The organism is Gammaproteobacteria bacterium, assembly GCA_016200485.1.
Classification (GTDB): domain Bacteria; phylum Pseudomonadota; class Gammaproteobacteria; order Tenderiales; family Tenderiaceae; genus JACQEP01.
In genome coordinates, this window is record JACQEP010000007.1 from 66,767 (window position 1) to 90,191 (window position 23,425).

Genomic DNA, 23,425 nt, shown 5'->3' on the forward strand with positions numbered 1-23,425 from the left:
AACTCGGTCAGCGAGTAAATGCCTTGCCATGCTGGCAATAAAACCAGCGCTTAACAACTTCGACGGCTATCAGATAACACACTACCATGGCAATAAGGAAGGCAAAAAACTCGAGTGGTAGCGGTACAAAACCAAACCAATGGCCGAGCGGTAAATAGGGGAGTATGATTGCGCACGCGATAACAGCGAGCGATGCGAGAATCAGGAGTCGGCTGGGTTGGCTCTGCAATGGGTTGTGGCGGGTACGGATGATGAAGATCACCAGCACCTGTGAGGCGATGGATTCGATAAACCATCCGGTACGAAATAGTGCTTCGCCTGCGCTGAATACGCTGAGCATAATGTAGAACGTTAGGAAGTCGAATACGGAACTCACTGGGCCGATGGTGAGCATGAAGTTGCGGATGAAATTCATGTTCCATTGCCGCGGCGTGGCAAGATAGTCGTCATCGACCTTATCCATGGGAATCGCCACTTCCGAGAGATCATACATAAGATTATTGAGCAGAATTTGCACTGGCAACATGGGCAGGAATGGTAGTAGCACGGTAGCGCCGGCCATGCTGAACATGTTACCGAAACTGGAGCTGGTGCCCATCATGATGTATTTCATGATGTTGCCGAAAGTGCGGCGGCCTTCGCGTACGCCGTCGTGCAATACCTGGAGATCGGATTTGAGCATGATCATGTCGGCGGCGTCTTTGGCCACATCCACTGCGCTGTCAACTGAGATGCCGATGTCGGCGGATTTCAGTGCCGGCGCGTCATTGATGCCGTCGCCGAGGTAGCCCACGACATGGCGGCGCGCCTGTAATGCCTGAATGATCCGATTTTTCTGCGCCGGGTTGACACGGCAGAAGAGATTCACATTATCCAATTTTGCCCACAGTGCCTCATCGTTTAGCAGCTGTAGGTCGTTTCCGGTAAGTACGCCCGTGATCTCTACACCTAGCTGAGTGCAAATATGGCGCGTGACCAGTTCATTGTCACCGGTAACGATCTTGACTGCGATGCCGCTGGCCGTCAGTGCTTGTAATGCTGGCCCGGCGCTGGCTTTGGGTGGATCGAGAAAGGCGGCGAAGCCAGCAAACACCAGTTCAGTTTCGTCATCTACCACGGCATGCGGATGGTCAGCCGCTACCTTGCGCCACGCAATCCCAAGCACGCGAAAGCCTTCGCGGGCGAGGTCGTCGTTGAGGGTTTGTACGCGGGTGAGCGCGTCGCCATCAAGCGGGCGTAGATCTTCGGCGGAGTCGCCTTCGTAGTGTGTCGACAACCGCAGAATATCTTCTGGTGCTCCTTTGACCACTAACAGTCGTTGCCCATCACTCTCTACAAGCACAGAGATCCTGCGCCGCTCAAAATCGAATTGAACTTCATCGATCTTATGCCACGCACTGATATCGATTTCCTGATGCGCGAGAATGGCATCATCCAGCGGACTGCGCAGGCCCGATTCGAAAAAACTGTTCAGATAGGCGAGCTGCAGCACACGCTCACTTTCAACACCGGAAGGATTGACATGGCGTTCGAGACGGATGCGCGCCTCTGTCAGCGTGCCGGTCTTGTCGGTACACAACACGTCCATGCTGCCCAGATCTTGAATGGAGGACAGGCGTTTGACGATGACCTGCTGTCGTGACATGCGTATCGCGCCTCGCGACAGCGTGACCGAGACCACCATCGGCAAAAGTTCTGGCGTCAGCCCGACGGCGAGTGCGACAGCGAACAAGAAAGTCTCCAGCCAGGGGCGATGAAACAGCGAGTTGACCAGTAGCACGAACAACACCAGCAAGATAGTCAAACGCATAATGAGCAAGCCGAATTGCCGAGTGCCGCGTTCAAATGAGGTCGGTGTACCGTTGGTAGTGAGACTGTCGGCAATTTCCCCCAGGGCGGTGGCCGGGCCCGTTCGGCAAACCAGTACTCGCGCATTGCCACTGATGACCGAGGTGCCCATGAATACGGCGTGAGTGGCTGAACTCATATCACTCGCCGGTACAACGCCAGTGCGCTTTTCCACAGGATAAGGTTCGCCAGTCAACAACGCTTGATTGATGAAAAAATCTTTGGCCTCCAGCACTACGCAGTCGGCAGGCACTAGATCGCCGGCGACCAGCGCCACGACATCTCCTGGCACAATTTTGGCAACGGGAGTTTCTTGAGGTTTTCCGTCGCGCAACACGCTTGCATGCACGGCGACGGATGCCTTTAAACCTTCAGCCGCCTTGCCCGCGCGGTGCTCCTGGATAAAATCGAGCGTTACACTCATCAACACCATAAAGGTGATGATAAAAAAGCTGGTTTGGTCGCCAGTCACCGCCGAAACGGCGCTGGCGGCCAACAGTAACAATACCAGCGGATTGCGAAAGCGTGATAGAAACTGAAGAATCAGCGCTCGCTCATGATGCAGACTGGGTGTGTTGGGGCCATATTGCGCAAAGCGCATATCAGCCTGCGCTGTCGTTAGGCCCGCGGGGGAAGCGTCAAGCGAGCGATATAATTCGCTGATTGATGCTTGCCAAAATGCAGAGGTTGAAGTGGGTTGTGTCATGTGGGCAATCGAATATTTAGGAATTACGTTACCCTTTTGTTAAATCACTCTCCAAAGTCTAGCCCCATCATTTCACGATCTATAGAACTATCTTAATCGCAAATGCAATGAGTATCGAGCGAATACTAAATATACGAATAAAACTTGATTAACCCCCTGCAGCCATCTAGATATTGTTATCCCCGCTCCGTGAATGACGAAAAGGAAATCCACTATGAGACTCATGCAAACTTTCTACTGGGATTGCCCTCAGGCTGAGAATAAAGCTAGCGAGTGGTGGCAGTATGTGCAAACCAAGATCGCTGATCTGGCTCAGATTGGCATTACAGGGCTGTGGTTGCCGCCGTCGGCTAAATCAAGCCATATCGATAGCATGGGATATGCGCCTTATGACTATTATGATCACGGCGAGTTTGATCAAAAGGGGGGTGTCAAAACCTGGTTCGGCTCCAAAGATGAACTTCGCGCACTTATTCAAGCAGCGCACGACGAGGGAATGTCGGTGATTGCCGATGCAGTGCTTAATCACTGTGATGTTGGTGATGCAAAAGAGCTGAATCCGATCACTGGCAAGGAGATGAAGACAAAATTTTCTCCCAAGTCGGGAAAGTTTGCGCGTGACTTTAGTAATTTTCATCCCTGCGAGTATTCGTCACGCGACGCGGGTTCTTTTTATGGTGATCTGGAAGGATATGATCTGCCGGATCTTTGTCACGATAATCCTTATACCTATCTTGGTGTGATGGAGTACATCCGCTTCCTGCACGATAGACAAACCGGAATTGGTTATGATGGCTTTCGTTATGATGCTGTTAAATATTACGATTCCTGGATTGTGCAGAGTATTCAGGAATGGCAAAAATGTTTCGGTGTGGTTGAGTATTGGGATGGTGACAAAGGTGCGGTGAAAGCGTATCTCGATTATGTCAACTGGTCTTGTTCTGCTTTTGATTTTCCACTGTTTTATGCGTTGCGTGAAATGTGCAACAACCAATCTTATGACATGCGCGGCCTATGGGGCAGTGGTCTGATATTCGATGTGCCGCTGAATGCCGTTACCTTTTGTGATAACCATGATACTGATCGCAGTCAGCCGATAGTTAGCGATAAATTACTCGCCTACGCCTTTATCCTGACGCATGAGGGTGTGCCCTGTATTTTCTGGAAAGATTACTACAACTATGGATTGGCATTGCCCGGCAGCGCTAACGGCATCGATAAGCTTAGCCAGATTCATCGTGACTATGCGGGTGGTGGCACAACGCTGCTTTATTGTGATGATCATCTCTATATCGCACAGCGGCACGGTTATCAGGGGCAGAAAGGGCTGATTGTGGTGATCAATACCGATGCAAATGCATGGCGCGGAACCTGGGTGCAGACACAGTGGTCCAATAATCAACTCGATTGTGCCGCGTGGTGGGGCCATGATCAGAGTAAACCCCTTGATCAGCGCGCAGATGGTGGTGGCTGGACGCAGTTATATGCGGCACCAAGGGGTTATGCGATCTATGTGCCTGCATGATTAAAATCATGCTTATGAAGTAGAAGTAGCGGTAGTCTAAAATAAAAATGACACCCTCATTGTAAGAGGTGACGTATGCAATGGAAGCGCTGGGTGTGTTTTTTGCTAATCGCCGGTCTGCTAGGGGCTTGCGCCAGTAATGTCCCGAATGAAATCCGGCAGGCGCCAACAGGTAGTCCGTCGGAGTCGGCCGTGCGTGAGCAATTGCAGCAATACGTGGGCAGCCGGGTGCGATGGGGTGGCACGATTGTCGGTGTTGAAAATCGTGCTAATGAGAGTTGGATCGAAATCGTTTCTCGTCCTCTGCAATCCAATGGCCGGCCTGATGAAGAGCTAGCAGGCAGTGGGCGTTTTCTCGCGCGATATGCCGGTTTTCTGGACCCCGTTGTTCTTGCCGCAGGCCAAGCGGTCACTGTTACAGGTATTGTTGAAGGTGATGAAGAACGAGCGATTGGTGAATATCGCTATAAATTTCCAATCGTGAAGATTGAGGCCTATTATCTGTGGCCACCTGAACCCTTGCCTGTATACCCGCCGCCCTATTGGTATGACCCCTATTGGCGTGATCCCTGGTGGTACGACCCGTGGTGGCCCTACCCCCATCAACGTCATCCGTTAAGATGAGAGGATTGTCATGTCGGCGTTGTTATCGAGACTGATTTCCAGGTGGGCTGCAATAGCATTGCTCATCATTTTGACTGGTTGTGCTGCCGGGCCAAAGTTTGAAACGCAGGGCGTTGATCCGGCGATTACTCCACAATATGCTGCTGCTCATATCGATACCGTTCGTGATCATAATGTGATCTGGGGCGGAATTATCCTGAGCTGCATCAATCTTAAGGATCGCACTGAAATCGAAGTGTTGAGTTATCCGCTAGATTCAGCGCAGCGCCCCGATGTTAATGCCCAGGCGAACGGGCGCTTCCTCATCATCAAGGAGGAATATCTAGAAGCGGCAGACTATGCTCCGGGAAGAATCATCAGTGTCAGCGGTGCTTTACAAAATACGCGTGTTGGCCAAGTCGGCGAAATATCGTACACGTACCCTGTGATTCAGCCGCAAGCCATTTATCTATGGCGACGAGACGGCTTGCCAGCGTCAAGTGTTCATTTTGGGATTGGGGTGAGTATCAGCCGATAACGCGGCTGAATGGAATTGTAAAGCTCCCCGGATTAGTTGCACGCCTATTTGAAGCCGTATACCTTAACCCATTTTTCCGTCAGTAACCGGACCTCGGAGGGCATTCTTTCTGGCGAAATCGGTGATCGAGAAGCCAATGGATCGGCATTTTTGTGTTGATAGTAACAGTCGTTTTGCCGAAGCGTGAGCGGGAGCCTGTGGCCAGGTGTATAACTAAAAGCTTAACTCTAGCGCTTTGCAAAGAAAACACATGTAAGGTGTGGCCTGTTCGAAATGTTCGGTCACAGTGGAGTTGAAATTATCAGACGTGACACTCTTTCCGCCGATTTTAGCGATGGCGATGAAATCCTTGCGTTTCAGATCTTCGATCAGGGGGTGATCTTTGGCATAGCCGCGCGGCGGGTTGGCAAGAACCTCGCCGTCGAGAGTAAAATATTTTCTGAAGGTTTTGTCATCGCGCGCCGTCAGCCAGGCGTTGCTCTTTGCGATGATGGAGCCTCTGATCTTGCCGAGAGCAGCAGCATCCGGCCGCCAGACACCCACGCCGATGAAACAGCCGCCAGGCTCAATATGAACATAGTAGCCGGGAGCGTGAACATCTTTGCCCACTTCATGACGAAACTGAATGCCGATGTTGGTTTTGTAAGGGCGTTTGTCTTTGCCAAAACGAGTATCACGATGAATCCGCATCAACGAGCCCCCCACTTTTCTGGGTAGCGCCAGAAAGCAGGGGGAGATCATCGCCAGTTCAGTGGCCAGATCGGTAATGAACGCCAGTGCAGGTGTACGAACCGCTGCCTCATACGCTTGCTTGTTTTGTTCGAACCACTCGCGGTTGTTGTTGGCCGCCAGGGCGGAAAGAAAAGCGAACGTTTCATGTGTGAAGTAACGGCTTGTCATTGTAACTACATTGTCTCAAGCGAGGTATAAGTGATCAGCGACAACACTGCTCCTTGCGGGTCCTGAATTACCATAAAACGGCCCAGCCCCGGAATCTCCATCGGTGGAGCACAGATCTTGCCGCCCAGTTTTTCCACTCGTGGGATCAGCGCATCCACATTATCTACCGTGACATAGGCGCCCCAGGCCGGCGGCATGCCCTTGGCCTGGGTCGGGATGGCCATGATGCCGCCGACTTGTGTTTCGCCAGCCTTGGCAATGGTGTAATCCATGCCGTTCGACTTGATGTCTTCGAGGGTCCAGCCCAACAGTTCACCATAAAACGCCTTGGCGCGTGTCACGTCCGTGGTCAACAGTTCGTTCCAGCTGAATGCACCGTGTTGTTTCATTGCTTCTTTACTCATCGTGGTCTCCTTCTGCGATATTGTTAGGACAAACATAGGACTCGTAAGGGATTCCTGGCAGCGTTATGTCAGGAAGGTTTGTGTGGACGGCGATTTTGGCGAGTCCATGCTCAAAACATGGAACGATTGATTTTTGAAGCGCCCTTAAAGTTATAGCACGATTGGCTGATCTGGCAATTCATTTACGTTGCCGCCGCCCGTTGGGAAGTGGCGGCTCAGTAATTCGCTAATTGCGCGGATGCCATGGAGTACGCCCGCTTCAAAATGTTGTTGGCGGAATTCCCGTTCCATTTGTTGGCAGATCGTTTCCCAGGCTGCATTGCCAACGCGGTGATGGATACCGCGGTCGGCGATAATTTCCACGTCACGGTCGGCGAGCAGTAAATAGATCAGCACGCCGCTGTTGTGCTCGGTATCCCAGATCCGCAATTGTGAGAAAAGTTCGATGGCACGGTCACGGGCGGTGATGCCGCGAAGTAGCTCGGAAAGGCTCAAATCCGCTTCCACCACAAAACGGATCTCGCCAAAGTGATGCGTTTCGCTGTCACGGATAGCCTTTTCTATGTTGCGCATAACTGCCCGTGGAAACGCGCGGCGGTACCACCAGGCAGGCGTTAACAAGTGTTTAAATATCCGGCTTACCATCGTCCTGATGCCCCGCCACCACCAAAGCCGCCACCGCCGCCACGGAATGTTCCACCGCCAAAACCACCGCCGCCGCCATTGATGCCGCCGTAACGTGAGCCTCGTCCACCGCCGCCGAAAAGCGTAATGATGAAGGCGAAGATGGCGGCGAGCAGCGTAAACGTCATTGAGCCAAACAACCACCACACCGCAATGCCGATTACGGTACTGACCACTGAGGCGCCGAGCAGTTGGCCGAAAATCGCGCGCAGGAATCCACCCAGCGCAATCACGGCGAAGAACAATAAGGGCAAGCTATTTCCCCCGGACCATTCACTGTCCTGTTGGCTTGGAGCAGGTAATGGCTCGCCATCAATCAAGCGCGACAAACGATCCACGCCTGCTACCAGTCCGCCGTAATAGTCACCCTGGCGAAAATACGGCACCATAATTTCGCTAATAATACGCTTGGCGATGGCATCGGGGACCACGCCTTCGAGGCCGTAGCCTACTTCCAGTCGCAGCGTGTGATCTTGCAACGCAGCGAGAATCAACAAGCCGTCATCGACGCCCTTGCGACCAAGTTTCCAGTTTTCGGCTACGCGTAGCGCGTATTGTTCGATGGTCTCAGGCTCTGTGCTGGGCACCAGCAGAATCGCGATCTGACTGCCTTTTCGGTTTTCAAGACTGCGCAGTTCTTCTTCAAGCTGCGTGCGTTGTTGCGCGGTGAGTGTGCCGGTGAGGTCGGTGATGCGTGCTTCAAGTGGCGGTACGGCGAGTTCTGCCTGAGCGAAGGTGCTCGCTAGTAACGCCAGACACAACAACACCCAGCGCCAGGGCGATATCACCGTCTGAAAATAGTTCATGCCGGCAAGAGGCTGGGCTACTTGGCCGGCACTGTGCCGAAATCAACCTTGGGCGCAGTTGAGATCGCTTTTTCATTTTCCACCGTGAAATTAGGTTTCACCTTAAAGCTGAACAACATGGCCGTGAGATTGCTGGGAAATGATCGTACGGTAACGTTGTACTCTTCTACCGCCTTGATATAACGATTACGGGCAACGGTGATACGGTTTTCCGTGCCCTCCAATTGCGCCTGCAAATCGCGGAACAAACCATCCGCCTTCAATTGCGGATAGTTCTCCGCCACCACTAGCAGCCGCGAAAGTGCGGAAGAGAGTTCACCCTGTGCTGCCTGGAATTGGGCAAAGGCCTGCTGATTGTTGATCAGCTCCGGCGTCACTTGCATCGATCCCACTTTGGCGCGAGCTTCCGTTACTTTGGTCAGCACTTCTTCTTCATGTGCCGCATATCCCTTCACCACATTGACCAGATTCGGCACCAGATCGGCACGGCGTTGATATTGATTGATGACCTCCGACCATGAAGCTTTAATTTGTTCATCCGTGGCTTGCAAGGTGTTATAGCCACAGCCGCTCAGGAACAGGCTGATGATCAGGGTCAAGCTAGCTGCCAGATAGCGCATGATGTTCATCTCCTTAGGGGTGCTATGGATAAAGTATAGGACTCTCTGAGGCGCCTGGATAGCGCGTCGTCAACTGACGACATATTACACAAAGGCCCCTGCGATGGCTTGTAGTCATTGCCAGCATCGGCTAATTTCTAACACAAATACAGGGAAGAAGTTAATAAGCCCTGGTAAAGTGCAGGAAGAGAGACGAAAGCAGCAAAATAGGGTTTAAGCCCAAACTTCGCCTCACAGGGCCCGCCTCGAGCGGGCCTTGTTTTTGGTATGTGCCGGCATTGACTGGTAAACTCCCGCCCCATGCTGGTTTTCAATGATGTCACCCTGCGCCGTGGCGGCCGCGTGCTGTTTGCGGGCGCAACTTTTAAAATCCATCCCGGTCAGCGTGTCGGTCTGACGGGCGCCAATGGTACCGGTAAATCCAGTCTCTTTGCCTTGCTGCGTGGGCAGCTGCATCACGACCAGGGGGATGTTGCGATTCCTAAGCAGTGGGTGATCGCGCATGTGGCGCAAGAGACGCCGGCGGTTGAGCACAGTGCCATTGACTATGTGATGGATGGCGATAGCGAGTTGCGACAGATCGCGCTAGCGCTGGAACAGGCAGAGGCTGCGCATGATGGCAACGCAATCGCGCATCTCCACACCCGGCTCGAAAACATCGATGGCTACAATGCTCGCGTCCGCGCTGCGAAACTGATGAGCGGTTTGGGCTTCATGCCGGACCAGGAACAGACGCCGGTGTGCGCTTTTTCCGGCGGCTGGCGGATGCGGCTGAATCTGGCACAAGCCTTGATGTGCCGTTCCGATTTATTGTTGCTCGATGAGCCGACCAATCATCTCGATCTGGATGCGGTGCTGTGGCTGGAAGACTGGCTGCGCAATTATCCCGGCACTTTGATCCTGATTTCGCACGATCGCGAATTTCTCGATCAGGTGGTGAATCATATTGCGCATCTCGAACATGAACAAATAACGCTCTATAGCGGTAATTACACCGCCTTTGAGGTGCGGCGTGCGGAGCGGTTGGCGCAACAGCAGTCGGCCTATGAGCAGCAGCAGCGCAAAATCGCGCATATGCACAGTTTTGTCGAACGCTTCCGGGCCAAGGCAAGCAAGGCGCGGCAGGCGCAGAGTCGCTTAAAGGCGCTGCAACGCATGGAGTTGATCACGGCGGCGCATGTCGATTCCCCCTTTCATTTCAGCTTTCGCCCGCCGCTGAAAATACCACATCCGTTGTTGAGCCTGGAAAAGATTGCGCTGGGTTATGGCGGCAATGTCATTCTGGACAATATCGGCCTGAGTCTGGTACCCGGCGATCGGATTGGCTTGCTGGGACCGAACGGTGCGGGCAAGTCCACATTCATCAAAATGCTCGCGGGTGAGCTGGCGCCGTTGCAAGGCAAGCAAACGCTCGCGCCAGAGTTACGGATTGGTTATTTTGCGCAGCATCAACTTGAGCAATTGCACGCACAAGAGAGTGCGCTGTTGCATTTGCAGCGACTTGATTCCAAGGCGATGGAACAATCGTTACGCGATTTTCTCGGTGGTTTTGGGTTTCAGGGGGATCGCGTAACCGATGCGATCGCCCCCTTCTCTGGCGGTGAAAAGGCGCGGCTGGTGCTGGCGATGCTGGTGTATCAGCGACCGAATTTATTGTTGCTCGATGAGCCGACCAATCATCTCGACCTCGATATGCGCGATGCGCTGAGTGTGGCATTGCAGGGATTTGAAGGCGCGATGGTGATCGTGTCGCATGATCGCAGTCTGCTCAGCAGTGTGACCGATAAATGGTTGCTGGTGGCCGATGGCCGTGTCAGCGAATTCGATGGCGACATGGATGATTATGCGCGCTGGTTATCGCAACGCCGGAATGCGATAGGTAATACCAATGCAGAGCGTGCGCCCAGCCGCAAGGATCAGCGCCGCAACGAGGCCGAACAGCGGCAGAAACTTCAGCCGCTGAAAAAAGAGCTGCAAAAAATCGAGGTGCGAATGGAAAAGCTTGGCCAGGAAAAGGCCGGTTTACAGCAGCAACTTGCCGATTCTGGGATCTATGAGGCTACCAAAAAGGATCAACTCAAAACCCTGCTCCAGCGTCAGGCCGAGGTGGAGAAAATGCTGGCAGAGACAGAAGCCGTCTGGTTGGAAATTAGCGAGCAATTAGAGCGCGTCCAAGGCTGAATGTATCTACCGTATTATCTGGCCACGCGTTTATCAACAGCGGGTGAAAAATGAGTCCAGAGGAAAGATACATCCTTAGATGCAGGCGGAGAAGATGTAACAAAATTTTACAATTTAAAGTTATTTTGGGGCTGTTATCACGCTACTTGTGTTCCCTTTTGCGGGTATGTCGCTATATTTGAGGTGCTTAGTTCACAAAGGGTTGGCGGTATGAAATGCATTCCCTATTTCAACGTTGTTACGGAGCTTCGCCGATATCATTTTTATTCAGGTGCGCGGTTTGGCTCAATTCTGGGTTTTGTGTTCAGTTTCTGTATCCTGCCCCAAGCGTATGCAAGCATGGAAAAGCTCGTCTTGACTGAGCAACAGATTGATGTTGCAGGCGAGCATCTGAAAGTAAATGTGCCCAAAGGTTATCGCCTCGAGCTGCTCACGGCTGCGCTGGATGGGCCGCGCTTGATGACTTTTGCCGCCAACGGCGATCTTTTGATTGGTTCTAAATCCGGTAAGGTCTATCGGTTGCCGCCACCCTATGTTCGTCCTGAAGTGTTGTTAACCGTCGGCGGTTATCCGCACAGTGTTGCGTTGCGCAACGACGAGATCTTGATTGCGAAGACAAGTGGCTTGTACCGCGCGTCGTATCGACCCGGTCAGGCACGCATTGTGCCGGATTCAGTTTCTCTGCTCGCAGCGTTGCCGGGCGGTGGCGGGCACAATAGTCGCACAGTTGCCATCGGTCCCGATGGACGCATTTATCTGAGTCTAGGTATCAGTAGTAATTGCAGCGATCAATATCTGGGTGCAGGGTATCCATTCGACGATCAACGCGGCGGCGTGATGGTATTGCGCGAAGACGGTGACAAACCAAGGTGGAAACCCTTCGCTTCCGGTCTGCGTAACCCAGTCGGTTTTGCCTGGCATCCAAAAACGGGGGATATGTATGCCAGCAACAATGGCCCCGATCATCATGGCTACGAGCAGCCGCCGGAATACTTCAGTCGCCTGACTGCGGGATCATTTCACGGCATGCCATGGTTTCAATACGATGGTGCGCACATTCGGCGTGACGACTGTATCAAGCGCCCACCGCCCCACCCAATCGCTGAAGTTCAACCACCGGCCGTGACCTTCCCTGCCCGCAGCGCGCCAATGGGCGTGGCATTTGTACCGCAAGGGGCGATGGACCCAAATCTGGAGTTTAATGCCATTGTCGCGTTGCGAGGTTCTTGGGGGACCAAGCCGAGCGGCGGCTTTTTTGGTGATGAGGCATCGCGCCGGCCGCCGATGCTGGTGGCGGTACGCTTTGATCAGGGCACGGCGAAGCGGGTCGATGAGCTGGTCACCGGTTTTCAACTGTCCAATGGGGATCGCTGGGCGCGGCCGGTCGGGGTCGCCGTCGGCCCGGATGGCGCGCTCTATTTTACCAGCGACAGCGGAACCGAAGGCTTGTTTCGCCTGCGGCGTGAGGAGTAGAACGCCAGTTTCGAGTACAATCACCCGTTAAGTGTGACCGGTTTTCTCTTTCATGATGAGGCGGCGATATGGTGATTGGTAAAGACAAGGTGGTGGCCATCCATTACAAGCTCAGTGAGCAAGGACATGAAGTGCTGGAGGATTCACATGAAGATGGCCCCATGGTCTATCTGCATGGTCATGGCCAGTTGATCAAGGGCCTGGAACAGGCGCTGGAAGGCAAGCAGGCCGGTGAACGGCTGTCAGTTACATTCTCCCCCGACGATGCCTTTGGTCAGCGTACGGAAAATGCACTGCAACGGGTGTCGATCAATCATGTCATCAATCCTTCCAAAGCAAAAATCAAATTTAAACCGGGAATGATCGTGCAGCTGAATACCAAGGCGGGCGCAGTTCCGGCGACCATCATCAAAGTGGGATTAAAGACGTTGGATGTGGATGCCAATCACCCTTATGCGGGCAAAACTGTGACCTTCGATGTGGAAGTAATCAATGTGCGTGAGGCTGAGGAAGAAGAGCTTGCGCATGGCCATGTGCATGGTGATGGTGGCGTTCACCACTGATTACAGAGGCTCCGTCGGCACGCCCGCACAAGGAATGTGATGACGCGCGACTACTCCGTTGCACAGCGACCCTCACCGCTGTCCTGGTAGTTACCGCCTTCTATGGGGACAAACTCCCAGCGGTAACGGCCGGGGAAGAGTGTCAGTTTCAGCGCGCCCCAGGTGTTGCCATTCCAGGCTTCACTAATCGACGAACGCATGCTGAAATTGTAGAGCCTGGCACCGCCAGTGCCGACAACAAACGACCGTATGCCGTGCGGCACATCAATCTGGCCGGCACCATCCATCGGCGCCAAGCGTTCATAGTCGTGGTCGTGGCCGGAAATGACGATACTGGCGTGATGTTGTGCCAGTATTTCCCAAATCGCCGCCATATGGTTGTTGTTGCCATGGGGTCCGGAGCTATAACGGGGATGGTGCCAAAAGGCGAGAATGCACGATGCCTGGGTAGTGGCAAGATCGTGTTGTAACCATGCCACCTGCTCGGAGTCGGCGCGCGCGTCTATGTTGCTGTTGAGCGCAACGATGTGCCAGCCCGGACGATCAACGCTGTAATAGCCCTTGCCAATTTCACCGGCTTGAGTGCCAAAATAGCCAAAATATCCCGCTGCGTCTCGAGTTCCATAGTCATGATTACCAGGGGTAGGTAAGGTGCGTGCCTTGAATCGGCCCCAGGTCGGTTCATAGCATTTAATGTAGTCCTTGGGCGCGCCTTCGGGGTAAACCAAATCGCCGACCGCCAGGATATCACCTTCCATTTTCTCAATCAGATTCGCGGTAAGACTCGCGCCTGGAAGTCTGCACTCGCCGATGTCGCCGGCGGCGATGACCGTGACCGGAGAGTCATCGCCGTAGACGGATAAGCAATGCAACCCTAGTACCGCAAAACCGAAATGGAACAATAATCTAACAAGTGCAGATTTTCGCATTGGATATCCAGGTTCAGTCTGTGTGCCCAGGTTTATTAGACCTTAGAATAGGAGGTGCCTACGGATGCAGTAATCTCTATAATATAATTAAAATGTGTATGTCATGTAATATAGGGTAATCGCTGTTGATTAACTGAGGAGACTTGTTATGTCACGGGTGTTTTCTGAATATCGTCTTGGAGCTATTACATTAAAAAATCGCCTGGTAATGTCCCCAATGACGCGCAACCGGGCCATCAACAATATTCCCAATGAATTGATGGTGCGTTATTACCAACAACGTGCCAGCGCAGGATTGATTATTACAGAGGGCGTGTCACCCTCCCCTAACGGTTTGGGTTATGCGCGGATTCCGGGGATTTTTTCTGACGCTCAAATAGAAGGCTGGAAAAAAATTACCGACGCTGTTCATAAGCAGGGTGGCCATATGTTTATGCAATTGATGCATACCGGCAGGATCTCGCACCCATTAAATATGCCTGCGGGTGCCCGAGTGCTGGCGCCGTCAGCGGTCCCCGCCGCCGGTGAGATGTATACCGATGCCGAGGGCATGAAGCCGTTACCGATCCCGGAGGCCATGACCGAGGCAGATATTCGCAACGCCATAAATGAATACGCGCGGGCGGCGCGGAATGCAGTCGCAGCTGGATTTGATGGCGTGGAGCTCCATGCTGCCAATGGTTATTTGTTGGAGCAGTTCATTCGTCCCAATTCGAATCAACGACAAGACAAGTATGGCGGCACGATAGAAAATCGTGCGCGGTTTCTGCGGGAGGTGGTTGAGGCAACCACTGATGCGATAGGGCATCAGCGAGTGGGGGTCCGTTTATCACCCTATGGTGTGTTCAACGATATGCCGCTCTATGATGCGATGGAGAAAGATTATTCATATCTCGCAGACCTGCTGGATGTTTTGAATGTAATGTATGTGCACTTGGTGGATCATTCTCCCATGGGTGCACCAGCTGTGCCTGTCTCGATCAAAGAAGTTTTTCGTGATCAATTCTGCGATACGTTGATACTGTCAGGCGGCTACGATGCAGAGCGGGCAGAAAAAGACCTGGCCGCAGGCCGGGCTGATTTGATTGCAGTGGGCCGACTGTTTCTCGCCAATCCGGATTTGCCAGAGCGCTGGAAGAAAAATGCACCGCTGAATACGCCGGACCCGAATACTTTTTATAGCACCGGTGAGAAGGGCTATACCGATTATCCGGCGCTCACGTAAATAACATGACGATACCCACGAGCGCGGCTAGCAGCCCCAATGCCAAAATCAACCAGTCACCCGCCACGCTCGGTTCGAGCGTGGCGATCTGTGGCGTAGTTGGGTTATAAAAGACGTGTACCTTGCTGCCGGAGCGATATTTATTTAAATAACTCGTACTTAGTTCAGGTGTCGGTGTGGTGCCGCCGGGAAATTCATAATGACACCGATAGGAATTATTGCCGACTTGGTAACTAAACACGATCTCCGGCAATAAATCATCACTGTCCGAGGCGCGCTTTGCGCTTTCAATAATCCCTTCCGTCTGCGGCCAGCGACGTCGTTGCCGGGCCTTGGCGAGAATCGTCCAGCCCCAAATTGTGGTGGCGGCTCCTCCAAGGATAAATAGTACGATGATGATGGCGTAGGCATTGGGCATAAAGCCATTTTCGAAGATTCTGCGCGTGCATGCTAGTGCCGAGACAGAAAAGTTAACAATTGGCTTGGGATGGTTGGGATGGGGTGCTGATAACCTGCTACCATCGGTCTCGACCAAATTCCAGGGAATCTAAATGGCCATGGGAGGTGCTATGGCGGAGCTGGGGCATGTGGTGCTGTATGTGCGCAATCTCGAGAAGTCGGTGAGTTTTTATCACCGGGTGGTCGGCTTGCAGGTCACCGGCAAGATCTTTGGTGGCCGAGCAGCGATTTTGACTGGCGGCCGCACCCACCATGAGTTGTTGCTGATCGAGGTCGGCGAGGCGCCTGGCCCACTGACCGGGCGGCGACTAGGTTTGTACCACATCGGCTGGAAAGTGGGTGATTCCATTGAAGCGCTCAAGGCAGCACGGCAGCGCGCGCAGGAGGCTGGTTATCAGATCGATGGCGCGGCTGATCATACGATTAGCAAAAGTCTGTACTTGCGCGATCCCGATGGCAACGAAGCAGAACTCTACATCGATAACCCGGAGATTGACTGGCGGCAGGATGATCGCTGGATGGAAGCCCCGGTAAAGCCGTTGCCGGAACTGTAATGTTAAAATGGAGCAATGATATATAACCCCCCTCGCCCCTGGGTTGCTGATCTTGCGCGTCGCTCCCCGCTGTATGCTCCGGTGTCACCTTTGCTGGCGCGATTCGAACATTTCACTGCCTGGCCGACGTTGGCCGATTATCAACGGCTGCTGGACGAATGGCCGCAAGCGGTGCGCACGCTGGCCGGCAAGCAATTAAAGATCGTCGCTCAGAATGGCAAGCCCGATTGTTTTGAAGCTCACTATGCACCGCGCATTTATCAAACCGGAGAGATACAGACCCGCGCCGAAAACTGGCACGACTTCTTTCAATTTCTGACTTGGCTTGTCTTCCCCAAGACCAAGGCTCTGATCAATTCATTGCACTTGCCTTCCGCCAAAATGCGATTTGAGTACGGCGAGCATGGCCGCCGCTCGCCGCTGGAGAATATGCTGTCTTTATTCGATGAGGGTGGCGTGGTGATTATTTCCTGTGATGAATCACTGCTGCAATTGATTCGCGATTTTCAGTGGCAGGAATTATTCTGGCAGCGACGCGTAGAGCTGGAAACCAAATTGCGCTGCGTAGTGTTTGGCCACGCCTTGTATGAGAAGGGATTGGCGCCTTATATCGGAATGACAGCTAACTGCATTTTACTGCCAGTGGTGAAAGATTTTTTTGTCTTGTCTCAGGACGCGCAACGGCAATGGTTGGACGAACAGTTGATGCAAACGCTTGCTTGCGGTGAGTTATTGCAGCCGCGAGATTTGGCGCCCTTCCCTATTCTGGGCTTGCCTGGGTACGATGTGGCCAATGAATGCGCCGAATACTACGCCAATACCCGCTATTTTCGGCCAGGACGTAGCCGTAACGAGGTTCAGGATCGCGGCAATTCGTGCGGCCTCAGATCAAACACCAGTACCTCGGCATTTTCACCTTGAGCCAGACTCAAGCGTCGTGCATGACGTGCCCGCGCGCCATCACCTGCATGCAGCTTGACGCCATTGAGTGAGATGCTGCCGCGCGCCACATGTACATAGGCATTGCGACCTGAACCGAGCAACAAATCGGCCGATTCATCGCCATCAAAACAACCGGCATAAACTCTTACGTCCTGATAGACGCTAAGAGAGCCATGTTCGCCATTCGGCGAAATGATTAATTTTAATCGCCCGCGTTTATCGGGTACGGAAAAATACCGTTGCTGATAACGTGGCTCGACATTCTTGCGATCAGGGACGACCCAGATTTGCAGGAAATGGACTTCCTCATCGACAGAGTGATTAAACTCGCTGTGAGTAATGCCCGTCCCGGCGCTCATTATTTGCACATCACCGGGGCGAATGACAGAACCATTGCCCATGGAATCTTTATGTTCCAGCGCCCCTTCCAGCACATAGGAAAAAATTTCCATGTCACGGTGCGGGTGTGGGCTGAAACCACGGCCGGGTTTTACACGGTCATCGTTGATCACTAACAGATCAGAAAATCCAATTTGTAATGGATCGTGATAATGGCCAAAGGAAAACGTGTGGCGCGAATCAAGCCAGTCAAAATTGGCGATACCGCGTTCGGTCGCAGGGCGAAGCTCTAGTGTGTCGTTGCTCATGGCATGATCCTGGGTGGAATATGTATTATCGGTAGCCAACGCTAAAAAACGTGTTCACGTAATATAAGCTAAACGATCAAGCTTTTGGTCGGCCTGGAAGCATCGTCAGCAAGGTGAGGCGCTGAAGTAGTGGTGCAAGCGGCTGGATAGGTAATTATTGCCAGCATTGTTGGGGCAATGATCAATCGCCGACTTGTTGCATGATCTGATCGGTCCAGCTAACGGCATCCAGATAGGCCTTGCTGATGTCGCTGGAATCAAGTTTGGCAAACGTTACCTCATCCCAGTTGCCGCGCTCGTAGTTGATGGTGCATTGCAGCGCATCTCGTTCCTGGCAGGGCTGGCCAAGTAATGCGTGTTTGATTTCCTGAATCAATGGCAGTGTCGACAGGGCTTCGCCCATCGGCATGTCCATCAAGGCATCAAGGGCGGAAAATAAACCGATGGTGAAATAAGTTTCACGCGATCCGCCACTCATGGCGCCGAGCTGCTCGCACATCTTGGCGCGAATAATGGCGGTGGCAATCAATTCACTGGGTTTGTCATCAATCTTCGACATCGCAATCAACGACGCCAGATTAGTCACATTTTTGATGCCAAGATAAATAACCGCTTGATGAATGGATTCGATTTTTTTCGGCAAGCCAACGGCGGCGGAATTGATAAACCTCAGGATTTTATAGCTGATGGCAACATCATTGCTGACCAGCTCGGCGATTTTCTTCAGATCGGCGTTGGGAGTATGCAGTTGCGCCAACAGGTTCATGATCACCAATCGATTGGTCGGAACCGAGGTTTTTTGCAGGATGTTCGGGCGGCAGAAAAAATAGCCCTGAAAATAATCGAAGCCCAATTGTTTGGTAAATTCGAATTCCTCCTGCGTCTCAACCTTTTCTGCCAGCAACTTTACGCCAAAGGACCGTAGTTTGTCGTAATTGTATTTAATGGTGTCGCGATCCATGCCCAGAATGTCGACCTTGACGATCTTGGCCAAGGCAATCAGCGGCTTTAATTCATCGTGGTAACGAAAATCATCGAGGGCGATGGTAAAGCCATCGTCACCGAGTTTTTTAACGGCCGCCAGCACCTGATCGTCGACAGCGATATCTTCCAGTACTTCGAGTACGGATTGGGTTTTCGATAACGGAATCGGATAGTCGCCGACAATAAAGCTCCTGGGCAGATTAATGAAGGCCAAGGTGTCGCCAATCAGTTTTTCGAGGCCAAACTCGGTCAATGTGTTCATGATAACGTGCGAAGTGGCATGATCGTCGTCCACGACGTTGGCGTCATCGCCGATGTTGGCGCGATATAAAAGTTCATACGCGTAAACGACCAGATCGCGGTCATAAATGGGTTGGCGCCCGATGAAGATTTCGCTCATGGGCTAGTGGAGATGCGAGGGCACCGCCGGTGTGCGCAAGGGCTGAAGCAGGTATTCCAGCCCATTGAGTTTGATTTCATAGAGCATGCCCAGCATGCGGCCGAGTTCGCCCGGGGGGAGGCCTTTGCGGGCAAACCAGGTGACATAGGTGTCCGGCAGGTCAATCAACAGTCGATCTTTGTATTTGCCAAAAGGCATGCGATAGCGGGCCAGTTTGAGCAGTTCGGCGGGGTCGGCATACAGCGAGGTCTGGTCGGCCATGGGTGTTACTATAGCCCGTTTCCTCGCGATTTCCCAAGAGGCAAACTATCTGGCGCGGGGATTTTGGTGTATTTTGCCGCATTACCTGCCACGAACCCCCAAGGATAAATGATGACGACCACGGCCAATCCCCCGCTTTCCGATGACGAGCTGCAAGTGCTTGATGCCTTTTTGCTGGGCGAGACTGAAGCAGGCGAACGGTTGCCCTTGGAAGAGGTGCATGGTTATTTAACGGCCTTGATCGTGAGCCAAACCCTGTTGCCGGTGGAGGATTGGCTGACAGCGGTGTGGGGCGCGCCCCGCTTTGCCGATGCCGCTGAAGAGCAGTATCTGACCGGTCTGATGCAACGATTGCGGCAGAATATTGAGGCGGGTTTGGCGGCAGGCCAGCGCTTTGAACCCCTGGTGATCGAGGAAGAGGAGGATGGCGAGATCTTTGATTCCTACGAGGGCTGGTGTGTGGGCTTCATGCTGGCGGTGGCCGAACACTCTGAGGTGTGGGAAAAATTGCCTAAGCCTATGCGCGAATTGTTGCAGCCGATCGCCGCCCTGACTTTGACGGGCAGCGAGGAAGAGGCGGATCTTGATGAAGAAGAATACACACTCTGTGTCGAACTGTTGCCAGGGTCAGTGGCGGGGTTGTACGACTATTTTCGTCAGTAATTAAAATTACTTTATCAGATTGATTTCAGAAGAGTTATTCTTGCTGCTTGCGCTCGTCGCCGCAGTTGCCCTGTGGTGGGACGGGCAGCGTGCGCGGGAACGGGCCAGTGATTACGCCCGTCGGCGTTGCCAAGAGGTGGGCGTGATTTTTCTTGATGATACGGTAGCGCTTACCCGCTTCCGAACGCGGCGCAGCACCGATGGCCGGGTCAGGCTTTATCGCGAATACCGCTTCGAGTTTAGTGGCGATGGCAATCGGCGAGCACATGGCGTGGTGACGGTTTTTGGCGGACGGGTGACCCATTGTGAGATGGATGCCTACCCGGTTTAGTCGCCCATTCCCTGTCTCTAGGGGTGGTGCAGCATTTTCACTTCATTATTACCCTCAAGCTCGCCGCCACCACCGAGGGTGGCACACCCGAGGCGAAGAGCAGGGGACCCGATGAATATCGGGGATGCGACCGCCGGTGGGGGTGCGATCCCCACTGACGTGGGGCCCCTCCTCCGCCTCTCGGAGCGGCTAGTTGTTTGATTTTAGGTAAAAAGTTATAATGTACAGTCTGTTTTATCCCTTCCTTCCCTGTTGGGGGCGGGAACTTACAACGTCGAATTGTTGTTGTGCCGTGGTTGGATTGATTCGGTCGGGGCTGAATGCATACATTGAAGGGCGAGCGCCCATAGCAGTGCAAGGCATCGTACATAGTGGTGATGCTGAAAATCAATCGAGGGCAATTATGGATAAGAATCGGATCTTCTACTGCCAACCGCAGCGGGCGTACATGAGCGTCGGCAATTGCAACGAATTGCGGAGTCGCCCTACTGGTAAAGCGGCCATTGGTGCGCAACCGCGGTTGATGGCGTGTGAACGCTGCTCCATGTATCCGATGGTGGACAAGAACAAAGTGCCTACCGTTACGCTGACAGAATATCTGGGCGGCGCCAAGCCGGCCGGTCTCAGCGGGTAACCGAAGAATTCTGCTCGAACCGCCAAGGACGCCAAGGCGTTCGAGCACTAAAATTTTCTTTGCTGCGTCTGACGAATGAGCGAGTTACTTCCGTTAGCTACAAAAATTAATTTCGCGTTTATTTGCGTTTTTTGCGGATAATCACCGTTTTTAGGTTAAGGGTCGCAGTTCCTCATGTCTCAACTCAATCCCCGTCAGCGCCAGGCCGTGCGACACTTGGATGGCCCGTTGTTGGTGCTGGCCGGTGCCGGCAGCGGTAAAACGCGCGTCATCACCCAAAAGATCGCCCACCTGATTAAGGAATGTGGCATCCCACCGAAAAATATTGCGGCCGTCACCTTTACCAACAAGGCGGCGCGCGAGATGAAGAGCCGTGTCGGCGAATTGCTCAAGGGCAAAGAGGCGCATGGCTTGCAGGTGTCGACGTTTCATACGCTGGGGCTGAACATTATCCGCGCCGAGTTAAAGGCGCTGGGCTATAAACCAGGCTTTACCATTTTTGATTCGCAGGATAGCGCGACATTAATTAAAGAAATGCTGCGTCGCGACTATGGTGAAGACGGCGGTGTGGTGGATCAAACGCGGTGGCAGATCTCGCGCTGGAAAAGCAATCTGTTGATGCCGGAAGAAGCGCTGGTTGAGGCCAATAACGATGCGGCATTGAACGGTATGGCGCAGCTCTACGCCCAGTATCAACGGTCATTGAAGGCTTACAATGCCGTCGATTTCGATGACTTGATTCTGTTGCCGGTGCGACTGTTTCAGCAGGATGCGGCGGCCAAAGAGCGCTGGCAAAACAAGATCCGTTATTTGCTGGTCGATGAATATCAGGATACCAATTCCACGCAATATCAATTGGTGAGGCTGCTCACGGGCGTGCGTGGCGCACTCACTGTGGTCGGCGATGACGATCAATCGATTTATGCCTGGCGTGGCGCGCAGCCGGAGAATCTGTTGCTGCTGAAAAACGATTTTCCGAATCTGGAAGTGATCAAGCTGGAACAGAATTACCGCTCTACCGGCCGTATCCTCAAGGCTGCCAACCAGTTGATCAGCAACAATCAACATGTGTTTGAAAAAACGCTGTGGAGCGAGTTGGGATATGGCGATCCCATTCGCGTGATTACCTTGCGCAACGATGAACATGAATCGGAGCAGGTAGTGTCTGAAATCATCAGCCACAAATTCAAGCATCGCACCGAATATCGCGACTATGCGATTCTTTATCGCGGCAACCATCAATCGCGCTTGTTTGAACGTGCCTTGCGTGAACAGAAAATTCCGTATTACCTAAGCGGCGGCGCATCGTTTTTTAGTCAACCCGAAGTCAAGGATATCCTTTCCTATTTGCGTTTGTTGGTGAATCCCGATGACGACGCCGCGTTTCTGCGGGTGGTGAATACGCCGCGGCGTGAGATCGGTACCACGACCTTGGAAAAATTGGGCACCTATGCCTCGGAACGAGGCAATAGTCTGTTTGCGGCCAGCTTCGAATTGGGAGTCGAGCAGCATTTGAGTGAGCGCGCGCTGCAGCGCTTGCGGCAGTTCACGCAATGGCTGGTAGAGGTGAGCGATCGCGCCGAGCGCGGCGATCCCATCGCTACGGTTAAAGACATGTTGCGTGAAATCAATTACGAGGCCTGGCTCAATGACACCTGCAAGGATCTGAAGCAGGCCGAGAAAAAAATGGCCAATGTTTACGAATTGGTCGCCTGGATGCAGCGCTTATACGAACAGGATACTGAGGAAAAAACCATTGCTGATCTGGTGGCACATATGAGCCTGATGGATATCCTGGAGCGGCAAGAGGATGACAAGTCCGGCGATCAGGTGCACCTGATGACCCTGCACGCCGCCAAAGGCTTGGAGTTTCCTCATGTTTACCTGGTGGGCATGGAGGAAGAGCTGCTGCCGCATCGTACCAGTATCGTGGAAAACAGCCTCGAAGAAGAGCGGCGACTGGCCTACGTCGGCATCACCCGCGCCCAGAAGACACTTACCTTTACTCTTTGCGCCCGCCGCAAACGTGGCGGTGAGCTGGCTGCCGTCGAGCCGAGCCGGTTTTTACAGGAGCTGCCCGAAGACGATCTCGAGTGGCGGGGTATCGGGCAAGTGGTAAGTGTCGAAGAGCGGCAAGAGCGCGGTCAGGCGCATCTGGCCAATTTGCGGGGCATGCTCAAAATCTAGCCGATAGACCTTTTATCAGCAAACCGGTATCCTAGCCGGCCATTCTGGGGAGGGCTCCCCGTAAATGGGTTGCTGAAGGCAGCCATCAAAAATGTCATAATGTCACATCACGCGCCCGTAGCTCAGCTGGATAGAGCGCAGCCCTCCGGAGGCTGAGGTCAGGGGTTCGAATCCCTTCGGGCGCGCCATCTCTTTAAAATTCCAGCTACTTATATCCCTCTTCCACTTGTCGCCAATCATGGCAAATAAAGCAGCAGCGTTGCTGCGTATAAATTGATCGCCAAGACAAATTAGTCTGCGTGTTGTTGAAAAGCAAAAGATATAAACAGCATAATCGATTCAGTTAATCATTATGGAT

The 23,425-nt window shown here is 53.0% G+C and carries 24 protein-coding genes and 1 tRNA gene; 14 read left to right on the forward strand and 11 right to left on the reverse strand.

What is annotated here, in order from left to right:
• Positions 1-7: 7 nt before the first annotated feature.
• The gene (gene mgtA / locus HY272_03785) at positions 8-2,554 is read right to left on the reverse strand and encodes a magnesium-translocating P-type ATPase (GenBank protein ID MBI3771804.1); all 2,547 of its coding nucleotides are present in this window, start codon (positions 2,552-2,554) and stop codon (positions 8-10) included.
• 214 nt (positions 2,555-2,768) lie between these two features.
• On the opposite strand from mgtA, the gene HY272_03790 reads away from it, so the two are divergent.
• From HY272_03790 to HY272_03800, 3 genes are all read left to right on the forward strand, one after another.
• Complete coding sequence (locus HY272_03790) at positions 2,769-4,079, forward strand: DUF1939 domain-containing protein (protein MBI3771805.1); 1,311 nt, start codon at positions 2,769-2,771, stop codon at positions 4,077-4,079.
• 75 nt (positions 4,080-4,154) lie between these two features.
• A complete protein-coding gene (locus tag HY272_03795; protein ID MBI3771806.1) occupies positions 4,155-4,703 on the forward strand; it encodes a Slp family lipoprotein in 549 nt (182 codons plus the stop codon).
• Between the two features lie 10 nt (positions 4,704-4,713).
• Positions 4,714-5,220: a Slp family lipoprotein gene (locus HY272_03800; GenBank protein MBI3771807.1), complete on the forward strand. Its 507-nt coding sequence runs from the start codon at positions 4,714-4,716 to the stop codon at positions 5,218-5,220.
• A 213-nt stretch (positions 5,221-5,433) separates the two neighbouring features.
• Here HY272_03800 and HY272_03805 read toward each other — a convergent pair whose 3' ends face one another.
• The 5 genes from HY272_03805 to HY272_03825 form a co-directional block, all read right to left on the reverse strand.
• Positions 5,434-6,120 carry a DUF2461 domain-containing protein gene (locus HY272_03805; GenBank protein ID MBI3771808.1) on the reverse strand — a complete coding sequence of 229 codons (687 nt, stop codon included), beginning with the start codon at positions 6,118-6,120 and terminating at the stop codon, positions 5,434-5,436.
• 5 nt (positions 6,121-6,125) lie between these two features.
• The gene (locus tag HY272_03810) at positions 6,126-6,524 is read right to left on the reverse strand and encodes a VOC family protein (GenBank protein ID MBI3771809.1); all 399 of its coding nucleotides are present in this window, start codon (positions 6,522-6,524) and stop codon (positions 6,126-6,128) included.
• Between the two features lie 150 nt (positions 6,525-6,674).
• Positions 6,675-7,169 (reverse strand): TPM domain-containing protein, encoded by a 495-nt coding sequence (locus HY272_03815; protein MBI3771810.1) that lies wholly within the window; start codon positions 7,167-7,169, stop codon positions 6,675-6,677.
• Positions 7,163-8,014: a YgcG family protein gene (locus tag HY272_03820; GenBank protein ID MBI3771811.1), complete on the reverse strand. Its 852-nt coding sequence runs from the start codon at positions 8,012-8,014 to the stop codon at positions 7,163-7,165. Before HY272_03820 ends, HY272_03815 begins: the two co-directional genes overlap by 7 nt.
• A gap of 17 nt (positions 8,015-8,031) precedes the next feature.
• Positions 8,032-8,634 carry a LemA family protein gene (locus tag HY272_03825; GenBank protein ID MBI3771812.1) on the reverse strand — a complete coding sequence of 201 codons (603 nt, stop codon included), beginning with the start codon at positions 8,632-8,634 and terminating at the stop codon, positions 8,032-8,034.
• 300 nt (positions 8,635-8,934) lie between these two features.
• Between HY272_03825 and HY272_03830 the strand changes: the two genes are divergently transcribed.
• From HY272_03830 to HY272_03840, 3 genes are all read left to right on the forward strand, one after another.
• Complete coding sequence (locus HY272_03830) at positions 8,935-10,815, forward strand: ATP-binding cassette domain-containing protein (GenBank protein ID MBI3771813.1); 1,881 nt, start codon at positions 8,935-8,937, stop codon at positions 10,813-10,815.
• A 339-nt stretch (positions 10,816-11,154) separates the two neighbouring features.
• Entirely contained in the window at positions 11,155-12,288 is a 1,134-nt protein-coding gene (locus HY272_03835) for a PQQ-dependent sugar dehydrogenase (protein ID MBI3771814.1), read from the forward strand.
• A 68-nt stretch (positions 12,289-12,356) separates the two neighbouring features.
• Positions 12,357-12,851, forward strand: coding sequence for a peptidylprolyl isomerase (locus tag HY272_03840; protein MBI3771815.1), 495 nt, complete (start codon positions 12,357-12,359; stop codon positions 12,849-12,851).
• Between the two features lie 50 nt (positions 12,852-12,901).
• Here the strand turns inward: HY272_03840 and HY272_03845 are convergent, their stop codons facing one another.
• Entirely contained in the window at positions 12,902-13,780 is an 879-nt protein-coding gene (locus tag HY272_03845) for a metallophosphoesterase (protein MBI3771816.1), read from the reverse strand.
• Between the two features lie 148 nt (positions 13,781-13,928).
• Between HY272_03845 and HY272_03850 the strand changes: the two genes are divergently transcribed.
• On the forward strand, positions 13,929-15,005 hold the full coding sequence (locus tag HY272_03850; protein ID MBI3771817.1) for an alkene reductase: 1,077 nt from the start codon (positions 13,929-13,931) through the stop codon (positions 15,003-15,005).
• On the opposite strand, the gene HY272_03855 is transcribed toward HY272_03850, so the two are convergent.
• Positions 14,998-15,423, reverse strand: a complete 426-nt coding sequence (locus tag HY272_03855) for a DUF3592 domain-containing protein (protein MBI3771818.1) — start codon at positions 15,421-15,423, stop codon at positions 14,998-15,000. The genes HY272_03850 and HY272_03855 overlap by 8 nt on opposite strands.
• 151 nt (positions 15,424-15,574) lie before the next feature.
• Here HY272_03855 and HY272_03860 point away from each other — a divergent pair, with 151 nt between their 5' ends.
• On the forward strand, positions 15,575-16,018 hold the full coding sequence (locus HY272_03860; GenBank protein MBI3771819.1) for a VOC family protein: 444 nt from the start codon (positions 15,575-15,577) through the stop codon (positions 16,016-16,018).
• A 15-nt stretch (positions 16,019-16,033) separates the two neighbouring features.
• Positions 16,034-16,939: a DUF3025 domain-containing protein gene (locus HY272_03865; GenBank protein MBI3771820.1), complete on the forward strand. Its 906-nt coding sequence runs from the start codon at positions 16,034-16,036 to the stop codon at positions 16,937-16,939.
• On the opposite strand, the gene HY272_03870 is transcribed toward HY272_03865, so the two are convergent.
• The 3 genes from HY272_03870 to HY272_03880 all read right to left on the reverse strand — a co-directional run bounded on the left by HY272_03870 (position 16,876) and on the right by HY272_03880 (position 19,252).
• Positions 16,876-17,607 (reverse strand): pirin family protein, encoded by a 732-nt coding sequence (locus HY272_03870; protein ID MBI3771821.1) that lies wholly within the window; start codon positions 17,605-17,607, stop codon positions 16,876-16,878. The two genes, HY272_03865 and HY272_03870, sit on opposite strands and share 64 nt — an antisense overlap.
• Before the next feature lie 181 nt (positions 17,608-17,788).
• Entirely contained in the window at positions 17,789-18,991 is a 1,203-nt protein-coding gene (locus tag HY272_03875) for an HDOD domain-containing protein (GenBank protein MBI3771822.1), read from the reverse strand.
• Positions 18,992-18,994: 3 nt separating this feature from the next.
• Positions 18,995-19,252, reverse strand: a complete 258-nt coding sequence (locus HY272_03880) for a DUF3820 family protein (protein MBI3771823.1) — start codon at positions 19,250-19,252, stop codon at positions 18,995-18,997.
• Between the two features lie 111 nt (positions 19,253-19,363).
• On the opposite strand from HY272_03880, the gene HY272_03885 reads away from it, so the two are divergent.
• The 5 genes from HY272_03885 to HY272_03905 all read left to right on the forward strand — a co-directional run bounded on the left by HY272_03885 (position 19,364) and on the right by HY272_03905 (position 23,255).
• On the forward strand, positions 19,364-19,915 hold the full coding sequence (locus HY272_03885; protein MBI3771824.1) for a YecA family protein: 552 nt from the start codon (positions 19,364-19,366) through the stop codon (positions 19,913-19,915).
• A 40-nt stretch (positions 19,916-19,955) separates the two neighbouring features.
• Positions 19,956-20,246, forward strand: coding sequence for a DUF3301 domain-containing protein (locus HY272_03890; protein ID MBI3771825.1), 291 nt, complete (start codon positions 19,956-19,958; stop codon positions 20,244-20,246).
• Positions 20,247-20,649: 403 nt separating this feature from the next.
• Entirely contained in the window at positions 20,650-20,880 is a 231-nt protein-coding gene (locus HY272_03895; GenBank protein ID MBI3771826.1) for a hypothetical protein, read from the forward strand.
• Between the two features lie 174 nt (positions 20,881-21,054).
• The gene (rep, locus tag HY272_03900) at positions 21,055-23,067 is read left to right on the forward strand and encodes a DNA helicase Rep (GenBank protein ID MBI3771827.1); all 2,013 of its coding nucleotides are present in this window, start codon (positions 21,055-21,057) and stop codon (positions 23,065-23,067) included.
• Positions 23,068-23,178: 111 nt separating this feature from the next.
• Positions 23,179-23,255 (forward strand) — tRNA-Arg (locus HY272_03905).
• Positions 23,256-23,425: the final 170 nt, after the last annotated feature.

Coding starts and splice junctions, on each gene's coding strand:
- mgtA (MBI3771804.1), bottom strand. CDS start 2,554: ATGACACAACCCACTTCAACCTCTGCATTTTGGCAAGCATCAATCAGC.
- HY272_03790 (MBI3771805.1), top strand. CDS start 2,769: ATGAGACTCATGCAAACTTTCTACTGGGATTGCCCTCAGGCTGAGAAT.
- HY272_03795 (MBI3771806.1), top strand. CDS start 4,155: ATGCAATGGAAGCGCTGGGTGTGTTTTTTGCTAATCGCCGGTCTGCTA.
- HY272_03800 (MBI3771807.1), top strand. CDS start 4,714: ATGTCGGCGTTGTTATCGAGACTGATTTCCAGGTGGGCTGCAATAGCA.
- HY272_03805 (MBI3771808.1), bottom strand. CDS start 6,120: ATGACAAGCCGTTACTTCACACATGAAACGTTCGCTTTTCTTTCCGCC.
- HY272_03810 (MBI3771809.1), bottom strand. CDS start 6,524: ATGAGTAAAGAAGCAATGAAACAACACGGTGCATTCAGCTGGAACGAA.
- HY272_03815 (MBI3771810.1), bottom strand. CDS start 7,169: ATGGTAAGCCGGATATTTAAACACTTGTTAACGCCTGCCTGGTGGTAC.
- HY272_03820 (MBI3771811.1), bottom strand. CDS start 8,014: ATGAACTATTTTCAGACGGTGATATCGCCCTGGCGCTGGGTGTTGTTG.
- HY272_03825 (MBI3771812.1), bottom strand. CDS start 8,634: ATGCGCTATCTGGCAGCTAGCTTGACCCTGATCATCAGCCTGTTCCTG.
- HY272_03830 (MBI3771813.1), top strand. CDS start 8,935: ATGCTGGTTTTCAATGATGTCACCCTGCGCCGTGGCGGCCGCGTGCTG.
- HY272_03835 (MBI3771814.1), top strand. CDS start 11,155: ATGGAAAAGCTCGTCTTGACTGAGCAACAGATTGATGTTGCAGGCGAG.
- HY272_03840 (MBI3771815.1), top strand. CDS start 12,357: ATGGTGATTGGTAAAGACAAGGTGGTGGCCATCCATTACAAGCTCAGT.
- HY272_03845 (MBI3771816.1), bottom strand. CDS start 13,780: ATGCGAAAATCTGCACTTGTTAGATTATTGTTCCATTTCGGTTTTGCG.
- HY272_03850 (MBI3771817.1), top strand. CDS start 13,929: ATGTCACGGGTGTTTTCTGAATATCGTCTTGGAGCTATTACATTAAAA.
- HY272_03855 (MBI3771818.1), bottom strand. CDS start 15,423: ATGCCCAATGCCTACGCCATCATCATCGTACTATTTATCCTTGGAGGA.
- HY272_03860 (MBI3771819.1), top strand. CDS start 15,575: ATGGCGGAGCTGGGGCATGTGGTGCTGTATGTGCGCAATCTCGAGAAG.
- HY272_03865 (MBI3771820.1), top strand. CDS start 16,034: ATGATATATAACCCCCCTCGCCCCTGGGTTGCTGATCTTGCGCGTCGC.
- HY272_03870 (MBI3771821.1), bottom strand. CDS start 17,607: ATGAGCAACGACACACTAGAGCTTCGCCCTGCGACCGAACGCGGTATC.
- HY272_03875 (MBI3771822.1), bottom strand. CDS start 18,991: ATGAGCGAAATCTTCATCGGGCGCCAACCCATTTATGACCGCGATCTG.
- HY272_03880 (MBI3771823.1), bottom strand. CDS start 19,252: ATGGCCGACCAGACCTCGCTGTATGCCGACCCCGCCGAACTGCTCAAA.
- HY272_03885 (MBI3771824.1), top strand. CDS start 19,364: ATGACGACCACGGCCAATCCCCCGCTTTCCGATGACGAGCTGCAAGTG.
- HY272_03895 (MBI3771826.1), top strand. CDS start 20,650: ATGGATAAGAATCGGATCTTCTACTGCCAACCGCAGCGGGCGTACATG.
- rep (MBI3771827.1), top strand. CDS start 21,055: ATGTCTCAACTCAATCCCCGTCAGCGCCAGGCCGTGCGACACTTGGAT.